This is a genomic window from Gilliamella sp. B14384G10 (genome assembly GCF_016101685.1).
In the GTDB taxonomy this organism is placed as follows: Bacteria; Pseudomonadota; Gammaproteobacteria; order Enterobacterales; family Orbaceae; genus Gilliamella; species Gilliamella apis_A.
In genome coordinates this window covers 883,608-898,651 of record NZ_JACFQA010000002.1, presented here as the reverse complement: position 1 = coordinate 898,651, position 15,044 = coordinate 883,608, and the positions used below count along the sequence as shown (strand labels likewise).

Genomic DNA, 15,044 nt, shown 5'->3' with positions numbered 1-15,044 from the left:
AGGCGTTGACTCAGCCGTATCGATTATTACCGGCATTATCACTGGCGATATTGCTGGTGGCCTTGCTGGCGCCAGTGCACCATGGTTAGCTGAGCAGATAAAACTGCATACAGGCGATAATGAAGCTGCAAGGTTAATTGCGCATTCCATACTCGGCGCAGTGGTTGCGGAACTACAAGGTAATTCAGGACTTGCCGGCGGAGCCGGTGCAGTGGCCGGTGAAGTTGTGGCAGATATCATCCGCAAACAACTGTATGGCAAAGAAGTCAAAGATTTAACCGAAGAGGAAAAAGAAACCATCAGCGCACTATCTCAGCTAGCTACTGGTCTTGCCGTAGCTGCCGGCGGTGGTAATATTAGCGATGCTAGCACAGCAATCAGTAGTAGTAAAAATGCGGTTGAGAATAACTTTTTAACAGATAAGCGTCCTCAAGAGTATGCTCAAAGATTAAAAGCTTGTGATTATGATCCAAAATGTGAACAATCTATAAGACGGGAAATGGCCGTTGAATCGGCTGCAAATATTAGCAAATTAAAATCTTGTTGGGAAGCAGGGGATCAAGTTTGTGTAGCTGAGATGCGTTATAAGATATCTTTAATAGATACTTACTATAGAGAGTTATATATACAAGATAGTTTAGTAGGAAATGCATATAAAAACTCAGCATTATGGTATTCAGATATCATTGATAATTGCTCTAATTGTGGTTGGTTAGAAGCACATTTAGCAAAAGTAGCTGCTGACGGTATTACAGCTGCTATCTATAGTTCTTTAGGAAGTAGAGTTTTACCTAGACAAAATGATAAAAATATTCCGAAAACAACTGATATAGTTGCACAAGGTGAAACCAAAGTAGTAGGAAGTAATGCCATTCCAGCAAATAAAACAGTGAAACCGACATCGGGAGCTTCCGCTACAAATAAGGTTAAAGATAATGTCGAGGCCAATGTTGATGCAAGTGTAAAAGCTCGAGAATCGTCTAACTTTAGAGAGCATGTTAATAAAGAACGAGAGGTAAATGCTAGCAGGCAAACAAAAAATAAGTCGTCAACTCCAATTATTAATCCAGCAACCAATAAACCTGTTACTGACCATATAATTGTATCATCAGGTAAAGCACCTAAAACATCAACACCAAATTCCATTTATGAGGTATCAAGGGCAGATGGTTCTAGAAGTATTACTTATTATGATGAAAAAGGTAATTGGTTCTCAAGAGAAGATTATGGTCAACTTACTCCTCACGGACAAATGGGAATAGGTTCAGATGGACGGGTTGTACCTCATGAACATAAACAAACATATTATAATTATAATGGTAACATATATAAAGGTAAAAGGTTTTATAGAAGAATTGATAAAGATGGTAAACCTATAGGTGATTGGATTTTAGATAAATAATACTAAAAAGGAGAGTTAATATGTCTAGCTTTGTTTGTGGTTATATAGAACCAATATTAAATGAGAATAAATTAAGTAACTTATCTGACTATATAAAAAATAGTCAATTGGGAATAGAAAAAATCTCTAAAGATTGGTTAATTAATTATCCTGACTATTTAATTCCCAATGATAATATATTTACTTTTTTAATCGGCGATGTTCCCGGTTATCCTAATTCTACTTATTTAACCAGTTATGATGAATATGCACCAAATATAGATATTGGTTTTCCTCCGGATCCTAAGGAACGCTTAGATATACTCATTAATACATTGATTGACATGATTAAAATTACCCATGCATCAAAAATGGTAGTTTCTATAAATGAATGCGATCAAATAGAAACCATAAAAAAAATAAAGTTCGCTGAAATGCGAGACGTTATTCATGCTGATTTTGCAAAATATCAAGCCCCACCAGATACACTTTATGAAATCATCTGTGAATAAAATTATAATTAAGTTTTTCAGAACTTGATAATTTAGCTTGTTATAAAATATAAAGCAGTTTTATCAACTTGAATTGAAAAACTTAAAATGTTCATATGGAAAGATGCGCTATCAAATTGACATCTTTCTATTTATCTTTACAAATACACTTCAATAAACCATCCCAAAATAACCATAATCTAAAAAATATAATCACCAATTAGAGCTGTTACTAGTAATGACAGTTTTTCACCGACCAGTGGCCAACCAACCATTTACGACCATAATGATGAAGCTTCGAATATTACGTACGCGGCAATCAGTGACGGTGAATTAATCATTCGTGACCCAGATAAGCAAACACAAGATATTAATGAACTCAGTCATGATACCGAAAATGCCCATAGCAAACTCAAACCAATCTTTAATAAAGAGAATGAACAGACCAAACAAAACATTGTCACTAGCTTACAAGAGTTAGCGTCACAGGTTAAAGAGCTTGAGCGCACCATTCATAAAGATGCCGGTAAAGACTCAAAAGATGGTAAAATGGGCAATGACTTTAGTAAAGGCGTTGACTCAGCCGTAGCAATTATTACCGGCATTATCACTGGCGATATTGCTGGTGGCCTTGCTGGCGCCAGTGCACCATGGTTAGCTGAGCAGATAAAACTGCACACTGGGCACCTAGACAAGGATGGTGAATGGGTCACTGATAACCTTGCCGGTAACTTAATCTCTCATGCAATACTTGGCGCGGTAGTAGCTGAACTGCAAGGTAATTCGGGGTTAGCCGGTGGTGCTGGAGCGGTAGCTGGTGAACTAGCAAATAAAGCAATTATTGGTATACTTTACGGTGATAAAAAAATAAGTGAGTTAAGCGAAGAGGAAAAGCAAACCGTTAGTGCTTTATCTCAATTAGCGACGGGTCTTGCTGCTGCCACTACAGGAGGTAATTTTGGTGATGCTAGCGCGGCTATTAGTAGCAGTAAAAATGCGGTTGAGAATAACCGTTTGAGTACGGTTGTAGAACAAAGGCGAATCAATGAACTTGCTAAAGACAATGAACTAGAAAAATTACTTTATCATGCTGCAGCTTGTGCGTTAGTCCATTGTTCAGCTGAATTTGCTGACGATGATCCGATGAAAGTAGCATACCAAAAGCTAGAAGAGTTAGGAAACAGTGATGAGCTGCAAGCTTATAGACAAACACTTGCCTCACAAGAGTACATCAAAACCAATGTTCTCCCTAACGTAAATGGTGTTTATCCGATGACTTATGAAACAGTTGAAAAGCTGTTTGAGTATACAAGTGGGGATGAGTTTGTAGATTCAGTAGCCTATATTAATAATAAATACAGTGTGACAACCCGATTAGGAGGTGTCGTACAAGTTTTAGGTGCATTTGGCGAAGGCGGTTTAGCCGTTGCTTTATCACCAGGATGTGCAACGGTTATGGGTTGTGTTCCAAGTACCTTATTAATTTGGTCTTCCTCTGATAATCTTGTGACGGGTGGAGCTATTATTATTAATGGTAAAAACTATACAACACTAACAGGAAAAGGGCTGGCGAAAGCACTAAATATCTCGGAATCTGATGGTGATTTGTTATTTAATACTATAACCGGTTTATTCTCAGCGAAAAAATTAAGCGATTTAGCTTCTTCAAGTCTTTCTTCTGGTAATAAATTAACGGCAAAAGAGTTAGATGCAATAAAGAGTGAGCTTGATAGTGTTGGCAATAAATTAAAAGTAGATCCACATGCAGAAAAAGGAAATAATATTGCTAAATCTGTAACTACGGAGAAAACAGGCTATATCAAACAAGGCGATAATATAGTTGGACCTAGAGGTGGCGTTTATACAAATACAGGTCAAGTTGATGCTGCGGGAAATCCAATTTATAAAAACAATGGCTCATATTATATTTTTGAAAAAAATGAGAAAATAAATGTCCCATCACCAGGAAATACCGGAACAACGACTAATGGTCGTCCAACTCCAGTGGATTCAGAAAGGGATGTTGGTAAAACGTTAACGCCTGATTTTAATGCTCAGGAAAGCTATCTGAATGGTCAAAAGGTAAAATGGGGAACAGACGGGAGTGTAAGACCAGATTTTTGTAACGGGACTACTTGTTCAATAGAAGTAAAAAATTATGATATACAAAATAATATTAATGGTTTGATTGATAATGTTTCCAAACAAGCCATTGAGAGAAAAAAACATCTACCATCAGGAGTACAACAATTAGTTGTAATAGATATTCGCGGTCAGGAAATGACTGCCTTACAGGAATTTAAAATAAAACAGGGTATAAAAAATAAATCAAATGGAATAATTAAGCCTGAACAAATTGAATTTAAAACAAAATAGGAGGTGAGTAAATTATGTTAATAAAAATTGGTTTCAGAGGCGGTGGGTCAGTATATGAATTAGGTACAGATAGTGATATGCAGCTATTTTTTGACTGCATTTCATATTATGTTTTACCTAAATATCCTGACCAAAATTGGTCAATAATTACTGACCGCTTATATCGTCGTTATTTAAAATTAGAAGAGTTAGATGCCGCCGTAGCATTAATGAAATTGGTAGAAAAAGAGTTTAAACAGTTGGATAGAGAAGCATTTGATTGGAGTAAAATATTATCAGGTCAAGTTAAAAGTGATTTAGATAGAACTAAATCAACTTTATTTGAAATTTTTGGTGAATATTTTGAAGCATTTTATGAGTGTATTGAATGTGCTATAAGAAATTATGAATGGTTTAAATCAGATCCCGATTATAAATATCAGCCGGTAATGGTAGCATATACTACAATACCGGATTTAATTACCTACAAGCTGATCCCTTTATCTGTTTTCGATAATTTACAACCTGATGAAAAACCAATTTGGTGGACAGGTAAAATTCCTAAAACCACAACTTAGTTACTTTTTAACTTACCTCTAATCCCCTTTACCTAAAAATTTTAAGGAAAGGGGGGGATAGATATTATTACTGATTTTAATTTCACATTAATGTTGTTTTATTTAGTTCGTTTAGTCTAGTATGTCCAAATCCTGATGTCTAAAATTATCTTCAGCGACTTATTATTGCTTTATTAATAGCTCACGGATATTCAAATATCAATATGACGGTATACACTCCTCAATTATTTTTACAAATAAACCTCAATAAACTAAATCTGAATTAACGGAAGGAGATAAGTTTTAGCTCAAGCGCTATTGGATCCGAAACAAAAGTAGTAGGAAGTAATTCCATTCAAGCAAATACAACAGTGAAACTGACTTAAACCAGCTACAGCAATTGGAGCAGTTGATCCATTAAAGTTACTGTATCAAATGGGGTTGTTCCTGCTAAGATAGCCCCTTAATTACAAGCCTATGCTGAAATTAGGGGGATTAGGTATTAAGATTTAATGTGGGAATAGATTAGGTCGTTGTGCAGAGTTTAGATCTGCTAATGAGTTGTTATTAAACAATCCTAATCTTATTTATTACTGATTTTTATAAAAAGGAAAAGATAATCAAATAAGTAATATAAATAAAACATTAAAAGATATTATAAATTGATATATATCAAATTTATTCATGGATCTTCCTGTATTTTGTTGTTAACATGGTTTCATATCTTTTTTTATGTGATGTTGTCGCGTAGTCAATATGATGAATTTAATGATAAAAAAATATTTATTTGCTTGGGGGGCCATTATCATACCCTCGTTTGTTGCGTTAGCTGAACCACCAACAACGCAACAACTTATCCATCCAAGAAATCGTGATAAAGCTCTTCAATATTCATCAATACTTTCATCGCCTGACATTCATCTATTACCTACTACTTATGAAACTAGAGATATTCATTTCTCATCGGTTTTTTTCTATTTGAGTATTAATCAGATGCAATTATTAGAGCGAGATAAATTACCTTAGTTTATTCTTATCAATAAACAGTCTCGTCAAGCCGAGCACTGTTGTTTAGATGCATAAGGTTTCAATTTATTGATGACTAAAATGCATGACCGATTGATTAGCTACGGAGATATCAATACTGACGTAGTAGCAACAGAGCAAAAATTAGCATCAACAAAACTGAAACTATTATTTATGTAAACATAAGAACCAGAGGCATATAAAAGTGAAAATAGTAGTAGATCTAGTGTAACTATAGTTTGCGATATAGATGATATTGCTACAACTATTGCTCGCAGTAAAAATGAGAGTGAAAAATAGCTATAAAGATATTAGGAACTATGATGAATATAGAAATATCAGTAGGTTATGGTGATAAACCTGTTTCTAGTTATAATTTGGATTAAAAAGGCAATAGATATTTAACCTAATAAGAGTTAATCAAAATGTTAAAAGCGTAGCTACAGGAGAAGGAATATCAGATGGTTATGTTTATATGTGGAGTAAGGAGTTTTACTCACGGTAAAAGATAATTTCTGTCACAGTAATTTGCACTGTTAGGTAGTGGGTGGATATGTACATTCATTACAATTCAATAAAAAGATCTTTTACCAGCATAATTAGTTGGTAACAAAAGAGATTCACAGTTAGGAACTGGAAAAAGAAATATAGCTGAATAAAACTAGCCTCATAGTATAGCGCTACACTCGAAAGCATTATTTCTACTTTTGTTGGAGATAGTGTACAAGATAATATTGAGAAAATAATCATGAAAAAAAATAAGAAATATTTAGTATTATTAAATTATTTAATCTTTTTACCTTTCATGGGATTTTTATTAATTATTATAATGCGCTTGCTCATCTCATTACTATTGTTGATTAAATATGATATAGCTTTTGAATTTGGTATTCATGATATATGTTTAGCTGGTAAAGCAGCTTGTATTTGGTTTCCTTTAGCATTAGGTGTTTGGTGTTATGAATGCTTCCATTACGGAATTAAAATTTTTGGCAAATAATATTATCCCAGTTTAACAACTGGGATTTTTTTATTATAACGAGTAATTAATACCATAACTTTTATTCCAATCATAATAATTAGCTGTATAACTGGATGATATGTTTAACTTAATCTTGGTAAGACTATTAAAATTAGGTTAATTTATTTTTTTAGTAGGCTTGGTTTTCGTTTGTTTTGGCGTAATATAAGGATTAAATTTTATTTAATTAATGGCAATAGCTAGCAAATTTGTTTTATTTAAAGAATAATCTGATTTTGCTTTTTGTTGGCATTGATAGTTTACCGATAAATGATTAAATAACAAAAGGGGTTAATGATGAAATTAATAGTTGATAATATGAGTTGCCAACATTGTGTTAAAACCATTACTAAAGCAATTAATGATATTGATCCTAAAGCAAAAGTTACTGTTGATTTAGCTAAGCATGAAGTTGATATTGACGGAGGTACTATCTCGCAAGAAGCGGCAATTGCGGCAATTAATGAAGCGGGATTTGAGTTTGTCGGTATTGCTTATTAATAGTATTTAGCGTTATTAAATTTTAGACGATTATGATTATCAGCCTAAAGTTTAGAGAGTATTTTTATCAAATCATCTATTAACAGTTTTTGTATACTTCATCGACTTGGATTGTTGATGAAGTATATCTATGTGTCAATTTAATATATCCTTCACCTAAAAAATATTTGCTCGCTTTTCGTATCTATAACAAGTGAATTCAGGTTGCTATTTATAGCTTATAAAAAAACTTTTACCAAACATTTTAGTCTTAAGTAGCTCCTCAAAATGTAGTGAGTTCACAGTTATATTTAAGCAGCAATTAATCAAAATCTTTATCAAGTTCATTTTCGTTAATACAAAAATTCATTTCTTTTTGAGAACATTGACGGGAAACTTTAGAATCTTTGCCCTCAACATTTCTAAAAGATTGGTATTCTTTATAAATACAGGCTGAATTTGTTAAAGTATAATTGCCATTTTTTGGTATAAACCGATAGGTTTCATTTAAAATAACTGCAGAATAGTTATTTATTTCGCAAACTTTTTTCCTTTTTGCTATTTTTTTGCTGGGGTCAAAATCGATATAACGACCATCTAAATTGAGATAAATAAACTCTTTTTTCTTCTCATCATAAGAATAGTAACGATAAATGATAGGTCCATCTTCCATATCATCAACGGCTCTGGCTATATAAAAATCATTATAATTACCATCAAAATTGTAGTCTATTTCTATGCCATTGTGATCAAAAAAATCTGGTGCAAAACGATAGCTATCATCTATATGGTTAACCGCACCTACTGAATATTCTCCTAAAAAGTCAAATCCTTGCAAATTATCTATAGTCTGAAATAATTGACCACTTTTCTTACTATAAATATTTATACCAGTTGGTTTCAATCCTTGACCTTTTTTATAGGAAAGTATCATTTTAAAATAAAAATCATCTGTCGATCTTTTTTGTAATAACTCTATATTGTTAATTTCTTCATTCTCAATAAGAATATCGAGATCACCGCCATCTTTAAAATTTAATTCAACATCATATTTATCAATGTTCGCCTTAAGAACATCTAAGTCAATTGCTAATACTAAACAAGGTAAAAACAAAACAACTGAGATAAGATATTTTATACAAATCATATTATAACCAACTAATTCCATTTAATGTTTTTAATATTATTTTTTTAATGCTATTTATATCTTAAATTAATTCACATCAAAAATTAATTTAAAACGGTTTAAAAATATATTATTTCTTATCAAACACAACTTATTGAGCAATTTTTCTAACCATATTTTTAATTACTATTTTGGATAACCATTTGTAGAAAAATAAATATTTAATTATTCAATGTAAAAATATGCAGTTACCACCATTGATAAAAATGGTGAGTAGGTCCTATTCCCTTACCAATTTTTAAACTATCTGCATGTTCAATAGCGCCTTGTAGGTAGTTTTTGGCTTGTTTAACCGCTTCTTCAAGATTATGTTTCGGTAACAAGGCTGCAATTGCCGCAGAGAGGGTACAACCTGTACCATGGGTATTTCTCGTTGCGATCCTCGGTGATGTCATTCTGATGATGTTGTCGTGAGTGATTAAATAATCAGGGCTTTCTTGACTTGGCAAATGTCCGCCTTTCATTAATACTGCCTGACAACCTAATTTAAGTAATTCATACCCTTGTTGTTGCATTTGCTCTTCGTTTTTTGCCTCACTACAATCAAGTAATGCAGCCGCTTCAGGTAGATTAGGGGTGATGATTGTGGCTAATGGTAATAATAGATCTCGAATAGCAGAAATGGCATCAGCTTTTAACAATGGATGTCCGCCTTTAGCAATCATTACGGTATCAAGCACAATATTGGCAATAGGGTTATCGTTTAATAGTTGAGCAACCGAAGTAACAATCTCTTTATTCATTAGCATGCCAATTTTCACACTATCAATGTGGATATCTTGATACAGCGTATTAAACTGTGCTTCAATAAATTGAGAGGGAATGGCATGTACACCATTAACGCCTTGCGTACTTTGTGCGGTTAATGCGGTGATCACTGACATACCATAAGCACCAAGTGCTGAAAATGCTTTTAAGTCAGCTTGAATACCTGCGCCACCACTAGGGTCACTGCCTGCTATTGTTAATGCAACTGTTGTCATGATTTGGTTTCCTATTTTGCCAGTTTTATTTTACTGATTAGGTCGGATGTCGCTTTGGCAAGATTAGCTTGTCCGCATATTGCCGACACAACGGCAATACCTTCAATGCCAGTTTGGATTACTTCGGTTAAATTATTCACGCCGATACCACCGATCGCCACGGCAGGGCATTGTTTCGCTTTAACCAGTTCTTTCAATTGATTAATGCCAGTCGCAGCTGCGGCATCCTTTTTGGTTGCGGTTGGATAGATAGGCCCTATGCCAAGATAATCGACTAAATGCCACGGAACATTCTCTAGTTGTGATTGATTTGAAACTGAAAGTCCTAACCATTTGTCTCTGCCAATTAAGCGTCGAGTAACGTCGACCGGTAGATCGCTTTGTCCTATATGCACACCATCGGCATCAATGGCTAAAGCAATATCAACATGGTCATTGATAAATAGCGGAACTTGGGTACTGCTTAACACTTCTTTGAGCGCTTGTGCGGCGTCATACCAATTTTTACCAGAGTATTCTTGTTCTGAACGTAGTTGCACTGCGGTAACACCATTCTCAACGGCAATTTTGGTAGTAGTGACCATGCCATCTATACCGCCACATAATAACGGATCCAGGACTAAATAGAGAGTTAAATCAAGTTGCTTTTTCATCAAACATCCTTATTTTTAGTTTTGATTGAATCGTGAAAGATGATCAATAACCGCAATGGCGAAACTACCTAACCCTTGCTGTTTATTAGCGAGCTGTCCTGCTTTTTTCATCATAAAACAAGCTGTTGCGGTAGCGGTTAAACGATCACTAGAGGTTGCAATAAATGCTGCTACCATCGCAGATAATGAACAGCCGGTGCCGGTTACTCTAGTTAAAGCGATATCGCCACCGACAATGCTATAAATTTGTTGACCATCTGTGACATAGTCTATCTCACCTGTTATTGCGACAATGGTTTGATATTTTTGTGCTAATAGTATTGCTGCATTTAATGCAGAATCGGTAGAATCAAGTCCATCAGGCCCTTTCGATGATGATTGTTGACCACTCAATGCGAGAATTTCAGAGGCATTTCCTCGAATAACACTCGGTCTAAAAGTTATCAATTGTTTGGCAATTTCAGTGCGATATTTAAGTGCCGCACCAACCGCTACAGGATCCAGTACCCATGGTGTCTGTGTTTGTTCAGCTTTTGCTGCAGCTAACAACATACTATTTGCGCTGTGCTCATCAATGGTACCAATATTAATTAATAAACTACTGGCAATAGTTACAAAGTCTTCAACTTCTTGTTTAGCAACGACCATTGCTGGTGAAGCTCCAATGGCTAATAAGACATTAGCGGTAAAATTCTGTACGACATCATTGGTAATGCAATGGACTAACGGTCGTTGTTGTTTAACTTGCTCAATAAAGGGAATGGCATCATTATTTTGAAATAACTGAATGGTAGACATATTCTTTCCTTATTTATTATTGATATTAAGGGAAGAATGTGTCAAAACGGATAATTAAGACGAAGACTTCCCTACGCTGGTATGAGCCAGATCAGGTTCAACGGGTAAAATCTCAGTTTTTTGTAGTAACAAAAAACACCCCGAGTCAAAAAACAATTAATAAAAACAGTTTTATTATGTACTGAGTTTATATTTTATACAAGCTATTGTAATAATCTTTCGATATCGCTAATAGATCGTCTATCTGGTAAGAAAATGATTAAGTGATCACCATCTTCGATCATTAAATCGGTATTAACAATAATCACATCTTCACCACGCACCACAGCACCAATAGTTGCCCCTGAAGGTAATTTTAGACTGTTAATATTTTTACCTACTAATTTAGAATTTTCAGTATCACCACGAACAATCACTTCGACAATTTCCGATTCACCCTGCCGTAGTGAGACAACTTTTACTACGCCATTTTGCCTTACATGACTAAGTAATTCTGAAATAGTGGCATGTTGTGGTGAAATGGCAATATCAATTACGCTATCGTTAATTAACTCTAAATAAGCTTGTCGTTGAATAAGTACGATGACTTTTTTTGCTCCCATCCTTTTGGCAAGCATTGATGACATAATATTCGATTCATCATCACTCGTCACTGCAACAAAAAGATCGGTAAGTTCGACTTGTTCTTGCGATAAGAGTTCTTGATCCGATGATTCACCATGTAATACGGTCGTATTAACTAACTGCTCGGCAATTAGTTCTGCTTTTTCGGCATTACGTTCAATCAATTTAACTTGATAATCGTTTTCTAATCGCTTAGCTAAAGCAACAGCAATGCCGCCGCCACCACTAATGATTATTCGTTTATAAGGCTTTTCTAACCGTTGTAATTCACTGGTTACCGCTTTGATGTTAAGCGGTGGGGTAATAAAGTAAACCATATCCCCAGCTTCAATCAAGGTTGAACCAATCGGACGAATAAAACGATTTTTACGATAAATAGCTACCACCCGAGCTTCGACATGAGGTAAATGTTCTTTTAGCTCTGATAATTCACTACCCACCAATGCACCACCATAGTAAGCTGTGACGGCAACTAAGCAGACTCGATTATCATAAAATGAGGCAAATTGTAGTGCGCCAGGATATTGCACTAGCTGGCTGATATGATTGGTGATTAGATTTTCTGGGGCAATAATATGGTCGATATTAATACAATCTTTATTAAAAAACGAGTATCTTTCATCATTATATTCAGGCGCTCGAATTCGTGCCACTTTTTGAGGAATATTGAACATTACATGCCCAATTTGACAAGCCATCATATTGACTTCATCAGAATTGGTAACAGCGACTAACATGTCGGCAGATTCTGCACCAGCACTTTCTAATACTTGTGGATAAGATGATTTTCCACAAATAACTTGTAAATCAAAACGTTCTTGCAATGATTGCAATTTGTCATGATCTTCATCTACAACTGTCACATCGTTCTGTTTTTCGGTAACCAGATATTCGGCAAGAGCACTACCTGTTTGACCTGCACCAAGAATGATAATTTTCATAACTAACCTATGATAATCAAAAAGGCTTCAATGGCATTTATCATTAATAAAAACGATAATGCTTTTAGTCATTAAAGCCAATTGATATTGTTTAGCGTTAATTGCAATCTAGTTTTACGGTTAACTATACAAAACCAATTGCGTCATAAACTTTTTTCAACGTTGGCTCTGCTTTTGCACGAGCTTTTTGTGCACCTTCTTGCATAATTTTCAGAAGATAATTTTCATCATCACGATACTGATGATATTTCGCTTGTAAACCAGTTAACATATCAATAACTTGATTTGCGACCTCGGTTTTTAGATGGCCATACATTTTACCTTCGAATTCTTTCTCAAGTTCAGCAATAGGTTTACCCGTAATACCGGTTAAGATATCTAACAGATTTGATACCCCCGCTTTGTTTTTTAAATCATAACGTACGACAGGTGGTTCATCAGAATCGGTCATTGCCCGTTTAATTTTCTTCTCAACATCTTTTGGATTTTCAAGTAACCCAATAACATTATTGCGATTTTCATCTGATTTAGACATTTTTTTGCTTGGATCTTGTAACGACATAACCCGTGCGCCAACTTTAGCAATAAATGGTTCAGGAACAGTGAAGATATCGCCATAAAGGGCATTAAAACGCATAGCAATATCGCGAGAAAGTTCAAGATGTTGTTTTTGATCATCACCAACAGGAACTAAATTAGCTTGATATAACAAAATATCGGCAGCCATTAACACTGGATAATCAAAAAGCCCGGCATTTATATTTTCTGAATGACGAGAAGATTTATCTTTAAATTGTGTCATACGACTAAGTTCACCAAAATAGGTATAACAGTTTAATGCCCAACCTAATTCAGCATGTGCAGGCACATGGGATTGCACAAAAATAGTACTTTTTTGTGGATCAATACCACAGGCTAGATAAAGTGCTAATGTATCAAGTGTTGCTTTACGTAACTTATTAGGATCTTGGCGTACCGTGATCGCATGTTGATTGACGATACAATAAACGCAATCATATTCATTTTGTAAAGACACCCAATTCTTTAAAGCACCTAAATAGTTGCCTAATGTTAGTTCTCCTGATGGCTGAGCGCCACTAAATACAATTGGTTTACTCATAATTTATTCCTAATTTAAACTTATTATTTTTTTGCATCAGCTTTTGGCTGAGGTAATAGGGTTAATATATCTTGAAAATCATCAAATAAAAAATCGGGTTCACTTGTTGCAATTGATTCGCCATAATTATAACCATAACTTAACGCAATAGTAGGGCAATTAGCATTTTTGGCTGCGGTAATATCATTTTTCGAATCACCAACAAATAATAACTGATCATTGTATAATCCAAATGTTGCCATGACTTGATAAAGCGGAGCAGGGTGTGGTTTTAATTTAATTACATCACCACCGCCGAGTACTAATGAAAAATACTCTTTGATACCTAATGAGCTTAGTAATCCCGGTAAAAATTGTGCCGGTTTATTAGTTACAAGAGCTAAAGGGTAATGATTTTCATAAAGAGCTTTTAAGGTCTGTTTTACATAAGGAAACAGTGTTGTCTGTTCATCCATAACCTTATCATAATGCTGACTAAATATTTGTTTAGCTTCAGCAAAATATTCTTTTGATGGATTAATATCAATAGCTTTGAAAACGCGTTCAAGCATCACATCAATACCATTACCTACCCAGTTTTTAACTTGTTCATTGGTAACTGTTGGTAAGTTTAGATCTGCCAACATTTTCTGGGTTGCTAAAGCAAGTCCAGGTACGCTATCTACTAATGTTCCATCTAAATCAAAAGCGATAGCTTGAATATCATCTAATTTAGCCATGTTTTACTCCTGCTAACTCTTTACGCATTGCATCAATTACCGTTTTATAGTCAGGTTGACCAAATATCGCTGAGCCAGCAACAAACATATCGGCTCCTGCCTTGGCAATTTCAGCTATATTATCTACTTTTACACCGCCATCAATTTCTAGGCGAATATTTTTACCTGAATCAATAATGCGTTGTTTAACTTGCTGCAACTTTTTAAGCGTTGCTGGGATGAATGATTGACCACCAAAACCTGGGTTAACACCCATCAATAAAATAATATCAACTTTATCCATCACATAGTCTAAATGGTCAAGTGGTGTTGCCGGATTAAGCACAATACCGGCACTGCAACCATGATCTTTAATTAATTGTAATGAACGATCTAGATGAATTGTCGCTTCCGGATGAATAGATATGTTTGTTGCTCCAGCTTTGGCAAAAGAGGTAATTAGCTCTTCAACTGGAGAAACCATTAAATGGACATCAATTGGTGCACTAATTCCATAGTCTCGCAATGCCTTACAAAACATACTACCCATTGTTAAATTGGGAACAAAATGATTATCCATCACATCAAAATGGACAACATCCGCTCCTGCATCTAATACTTTTTGGGTATCTTCACCAAGACGAGCGAAATCGGCGGATAGTATTGATGGTGCAATAATAAATTCATTCATAACATACCTCTACTCATAAACACCTTATACTTAAAAATA

The 15,044-nt window shown here is 34.7% G+C and carries 15 protein-coding genes and 1 riboswitch; of the genes, 7 read left to right on the top strand and 8 right to left on the bottom strand.

Annotated elements, in window-relative coordinates; genetic code table 11:
- From H3T54_RS08310 to H3T54_RS08280, 7 genes are all read left to right on the top strand, one after another.
- Window positions 1-1,402, top strand: a 1,402-nt coding sequence (locus H3T54_RS08310; RefSeq protein WP_198221992.1) for a VENN motif pre-toxin domain-containing protein, incomplete at its 5' end; no start/stop codon positions are given.
- A 20-nt stretch (window positions 1,403-1,422) separates the two neighbouring features.
- On the top strand, window positions 1,423-1,893 hold the full coding sequence (locus tag H3T54_RS08305) for a hypothetical protein (protein WP_086362887.1): 471 nt from the start codon (window positions 1,423-1,425) through the stop codon (window positions 1,891-1,893).
- Window positions 1,894-2,421: 528 nt separating this feature from the next.
- Window positions 2,422-4,248: a VENN motif pre-toxin domain-containing protein gene (locus H3T54_RS08300; protein WP_198221990.1), complete on the top strand. Its 1,827-nt coding sequence runs from the start codon at window positions 2,422-2,424 to the stop codon at window positions 4,246-4,248.
- Between the two features lie 14 nt (window positions 4,249-4,262).
- On the top strand, window positions 4,263-4,805 hold the full coding sequence (locus H3T54_RS08295) for a hypothetical protein (protein WP_086356688.1): 543 nt from the start codon (window positions 4,263-4,265) through the stop codon (window positions 4,803-4,805).
- A 747-nt stretch (window positions 4,806-5,552) separates the two neighbouring features.
- Window positions 5,553-5,810, top strand: coding sequence for a hypothetical protein (locus H3T54_RS08290; protein WP_198199105.1), 258 nt, complete (start codon window positions 5,553-5,555; stop codon window positions 5,808-5,810).
- Window positions 5,811-6,558: 748 nt separating this feature from the next.
- Window positions 6,559-6,810 (top strand): hypothetical protein, encoded by a 252-nt coding sequence (locus H3T54_RS08285; protein ID WP_198221988.1) that lies wholly within the window; start codon window positions 6,559-6,561, stop codon window positions 6,808-6,810.
- 318 nt (window positions 6,811-7,128) lie between these two features.
- Window positions 7,129-7,332 (top strand): heavy-metal-associated domain-containing protein, encoded by a 204-nt coding sequence (locus H3T54_RS08280; protein WP_198197801.1) that lies wholly within the window; start codon window positions 7,129-7,131, stop codon window positions 7,330-7,332.
- A gap of 301 nt (window positions 7,333-7,633) precedes the next feature.
- Here H3T54_RS08280 and H3T54_RS08275 read toward each other — a convergent pair whose 3' ends face one another.
- The 8 genes from H3T54_RS08275 to rpe form a co-directional block, all read right to left on the bottom strand.
- Window positions 7,634-8,479: a hypothetical protein gene (locus H3T54_RS08275; RefSeq protein ID WP_198221986.1), complete on the bottom strand. Its 846-nt coding sequence runs from the start codon at window positions 8,477-8,479 to the stop codon at window positions 7,634-7,636.
- 206 nt (window positions 8,480-8,685) lie between these two features.
- Window positions 8,686-9,480, bottom strand: a complete 795-nt coding sequence (thiD, locus tag H3T54_RS08270) for a bifunctional hydroxymethylpyrimidine kinase/phosphomethylpyrimidine kinase (protein WP_198221984.1) — start codon at window positions 9,478-9,480, stop codon at window positions 8,686-8,688.
- An 11-nt stretch (window positions 9,481-9,491) separates the two neighbouring features.
- Entirely contained in the window at window positions 9,492-10,133 is a 642-nt protein-coding gene (gene thiE / locus H3T54_RS08265) for a thiamine phosphate synthase (RefSeq protein WP_198221982.1), read from the bottom strand.
- A 15-nt stretch (window positions 10,134-10,148) separates the two neighbouring features.
- Window positions 10,149-10,922: a hydroxyethylthiazole kinase gene (gene thiM / locus H3T54_RS08260; protein WP_370527371.1), complete on the bottom strand. Its 774-nt coding sequence runs from the start codon at window positions 10,920-10,922 to the stop codon at window positions 10,149-10,151.
- Window positions 10,923-10,982: 60 nt separating this feature from the next.
- Window positions 10,983-11,084: riboswitch (TPP riboswitch) on the bottom strand.
- A 50-nt stretch (window positions 11,085-11,134) separates the two neighbouring features.
- Window positions 11,135-12,496, bottom strand: a complete 1,362-nt coding sequence (gene trkA / locus H3T54_RS08255) for a Trk system potassium transporter TrkA (RefSeq protein WP_086363737.1) — start codon at window positions 12,494-12,496, stop codon at window positions 11,135-11,137.
- A 124-nt stretch (window positions 12,497-12,620) separates the two neighbouring features.
- The gene (gene trpS / locus H3T54_RS08250; protein WP_086363736.1) at window positions 12,621-13,616 is read right to left on the bottom strand and encodes a tryptophan--tRNA ligase; all 996 of its coding nucleotides are present in this window, start codon (window positions 13,614-13,616) and stop codon (window positions 12,621-12,623) included.
- A gap of 23 nt (window positions 13,617-13,639) precedes the next feature.
- Window positions 13,640-14,335 (bottom strand): phosphoglycolate phosphatase, encoded by a 696-nt coding sequence (locus H3T54_RS08245; protein ID WP_198221978.1) that lies wholly within the window; start codon window positions 14,333-14,335, stop codon window positions 13,640-13,642.
- Complete coding sequence (gene rpe, locus H3T54_RS08240; RefSeq protein WP_110448379.1) at window positions 14,328-15,005, bottom strand: ribulose-phosphate 3-epimerase; 678 nt, start codon at window positions 15,003-15,005, stop codon at window positions 14,328-14,330. The genes H3T54_RS08245 and rpe overlap by 8 nt, the downstream gene beginning before the upstream one ends.
- Between the last annotated feature and the right edge of the window lie 39 nt (window positions 15,006-15,044).

Excerpts from the sequence above, each read along its gene's own strand:
- H3T54_RS08305 (WP_086362887.1), top strand. The coding sequence starts at position 1,423 with ATGTCTAGCTTTGTTTGTGGTTATATAGAACCAATATTAAATGAGAAT.
- H3T54_RS08300 (WP_198221990.1), top strand. The coding sequence starts at position 2,422 with ATGGGCAATGACTTTAGTAAAGGCGTTGACTCAGCCGTAGCAATTATT.
- H3T54_RS08295 (WP_086356688.1), top strand. The coding sequence starts at position 4,263 with ATGTTAATAAAAATTGGTTTCAGAGGCGGTGGGTCAGTATATGAATTA.
- H3T54_RS08290 (WP_198199105.1), top strand. The coding sequence starts at position 5,553 with ATGATAAAAAAATATTTATTTGCTTGGGGGGCCATTATCATACCCTCG.
- H3T54_RS08285 (WP_198221988.1), top strand. The coding sequence starts at position 6,559 with ATGAAAAAAAATAAGAAATATTTAGTATTATTAAATTATTTAATCTTT.
- H3T54_RS08280 (WP_198197801.1), top strand. The coding sequence starts at position 7,129 with ATGAAATTAATAGTTGATAATATGAGTTGCCAACATTGTGTTAAAACC.
- H3T54_RS08275 (WP_198221986.1), bottom strand. The coding sequence starts at position 8,479 with ATGGAATTAGTTGGTTATAATATGATTTGTATAAAATATCTTATCTCA.
- thiD (WP_198221984.1), bottom strand. The coding sequence starts at position 9,480 with ATGACAACAGTTGCATTAACAATAGCAGGCAGTGACCCTAGTGGTGGC.
- thiE (WP_198221982.1), bottom strand. The coding sequence starts at position 10,133 with ATGAAAAAGCAACTTGATTTAACTCTCTATTTAGTCCTGGATCCGTTA.
- trkA (WP_086363737.1), bottom strand. The coding sequence starts at position 12,496 with ATGAAAATTATCATTCTTGGTGCAGGTCAAACAGGTAGTGCTCTTGCC.
- trpS (WP_086363736.1), bottom strand. The coding sequence starts at position 13,616 with ATGAGTAAACCAATTGTATTTAGTGGCGCTCAGCCATCAGGAGAACTA.
- H3T54_RS08245 (WP_198221978.1), bottom strand. The coding sequence starts at position 14,335 with ATGGCTAAATTAGATGATATTCAAGCTATCGCTTTTGATTTAGATGGA.
- rpe (WP_110448379.1), bottom strand. The coding sequence starts at position 15,005 with ATGAATGAATTTATTATTGCACCATCAATACTATCCGCCGATTTCGCT.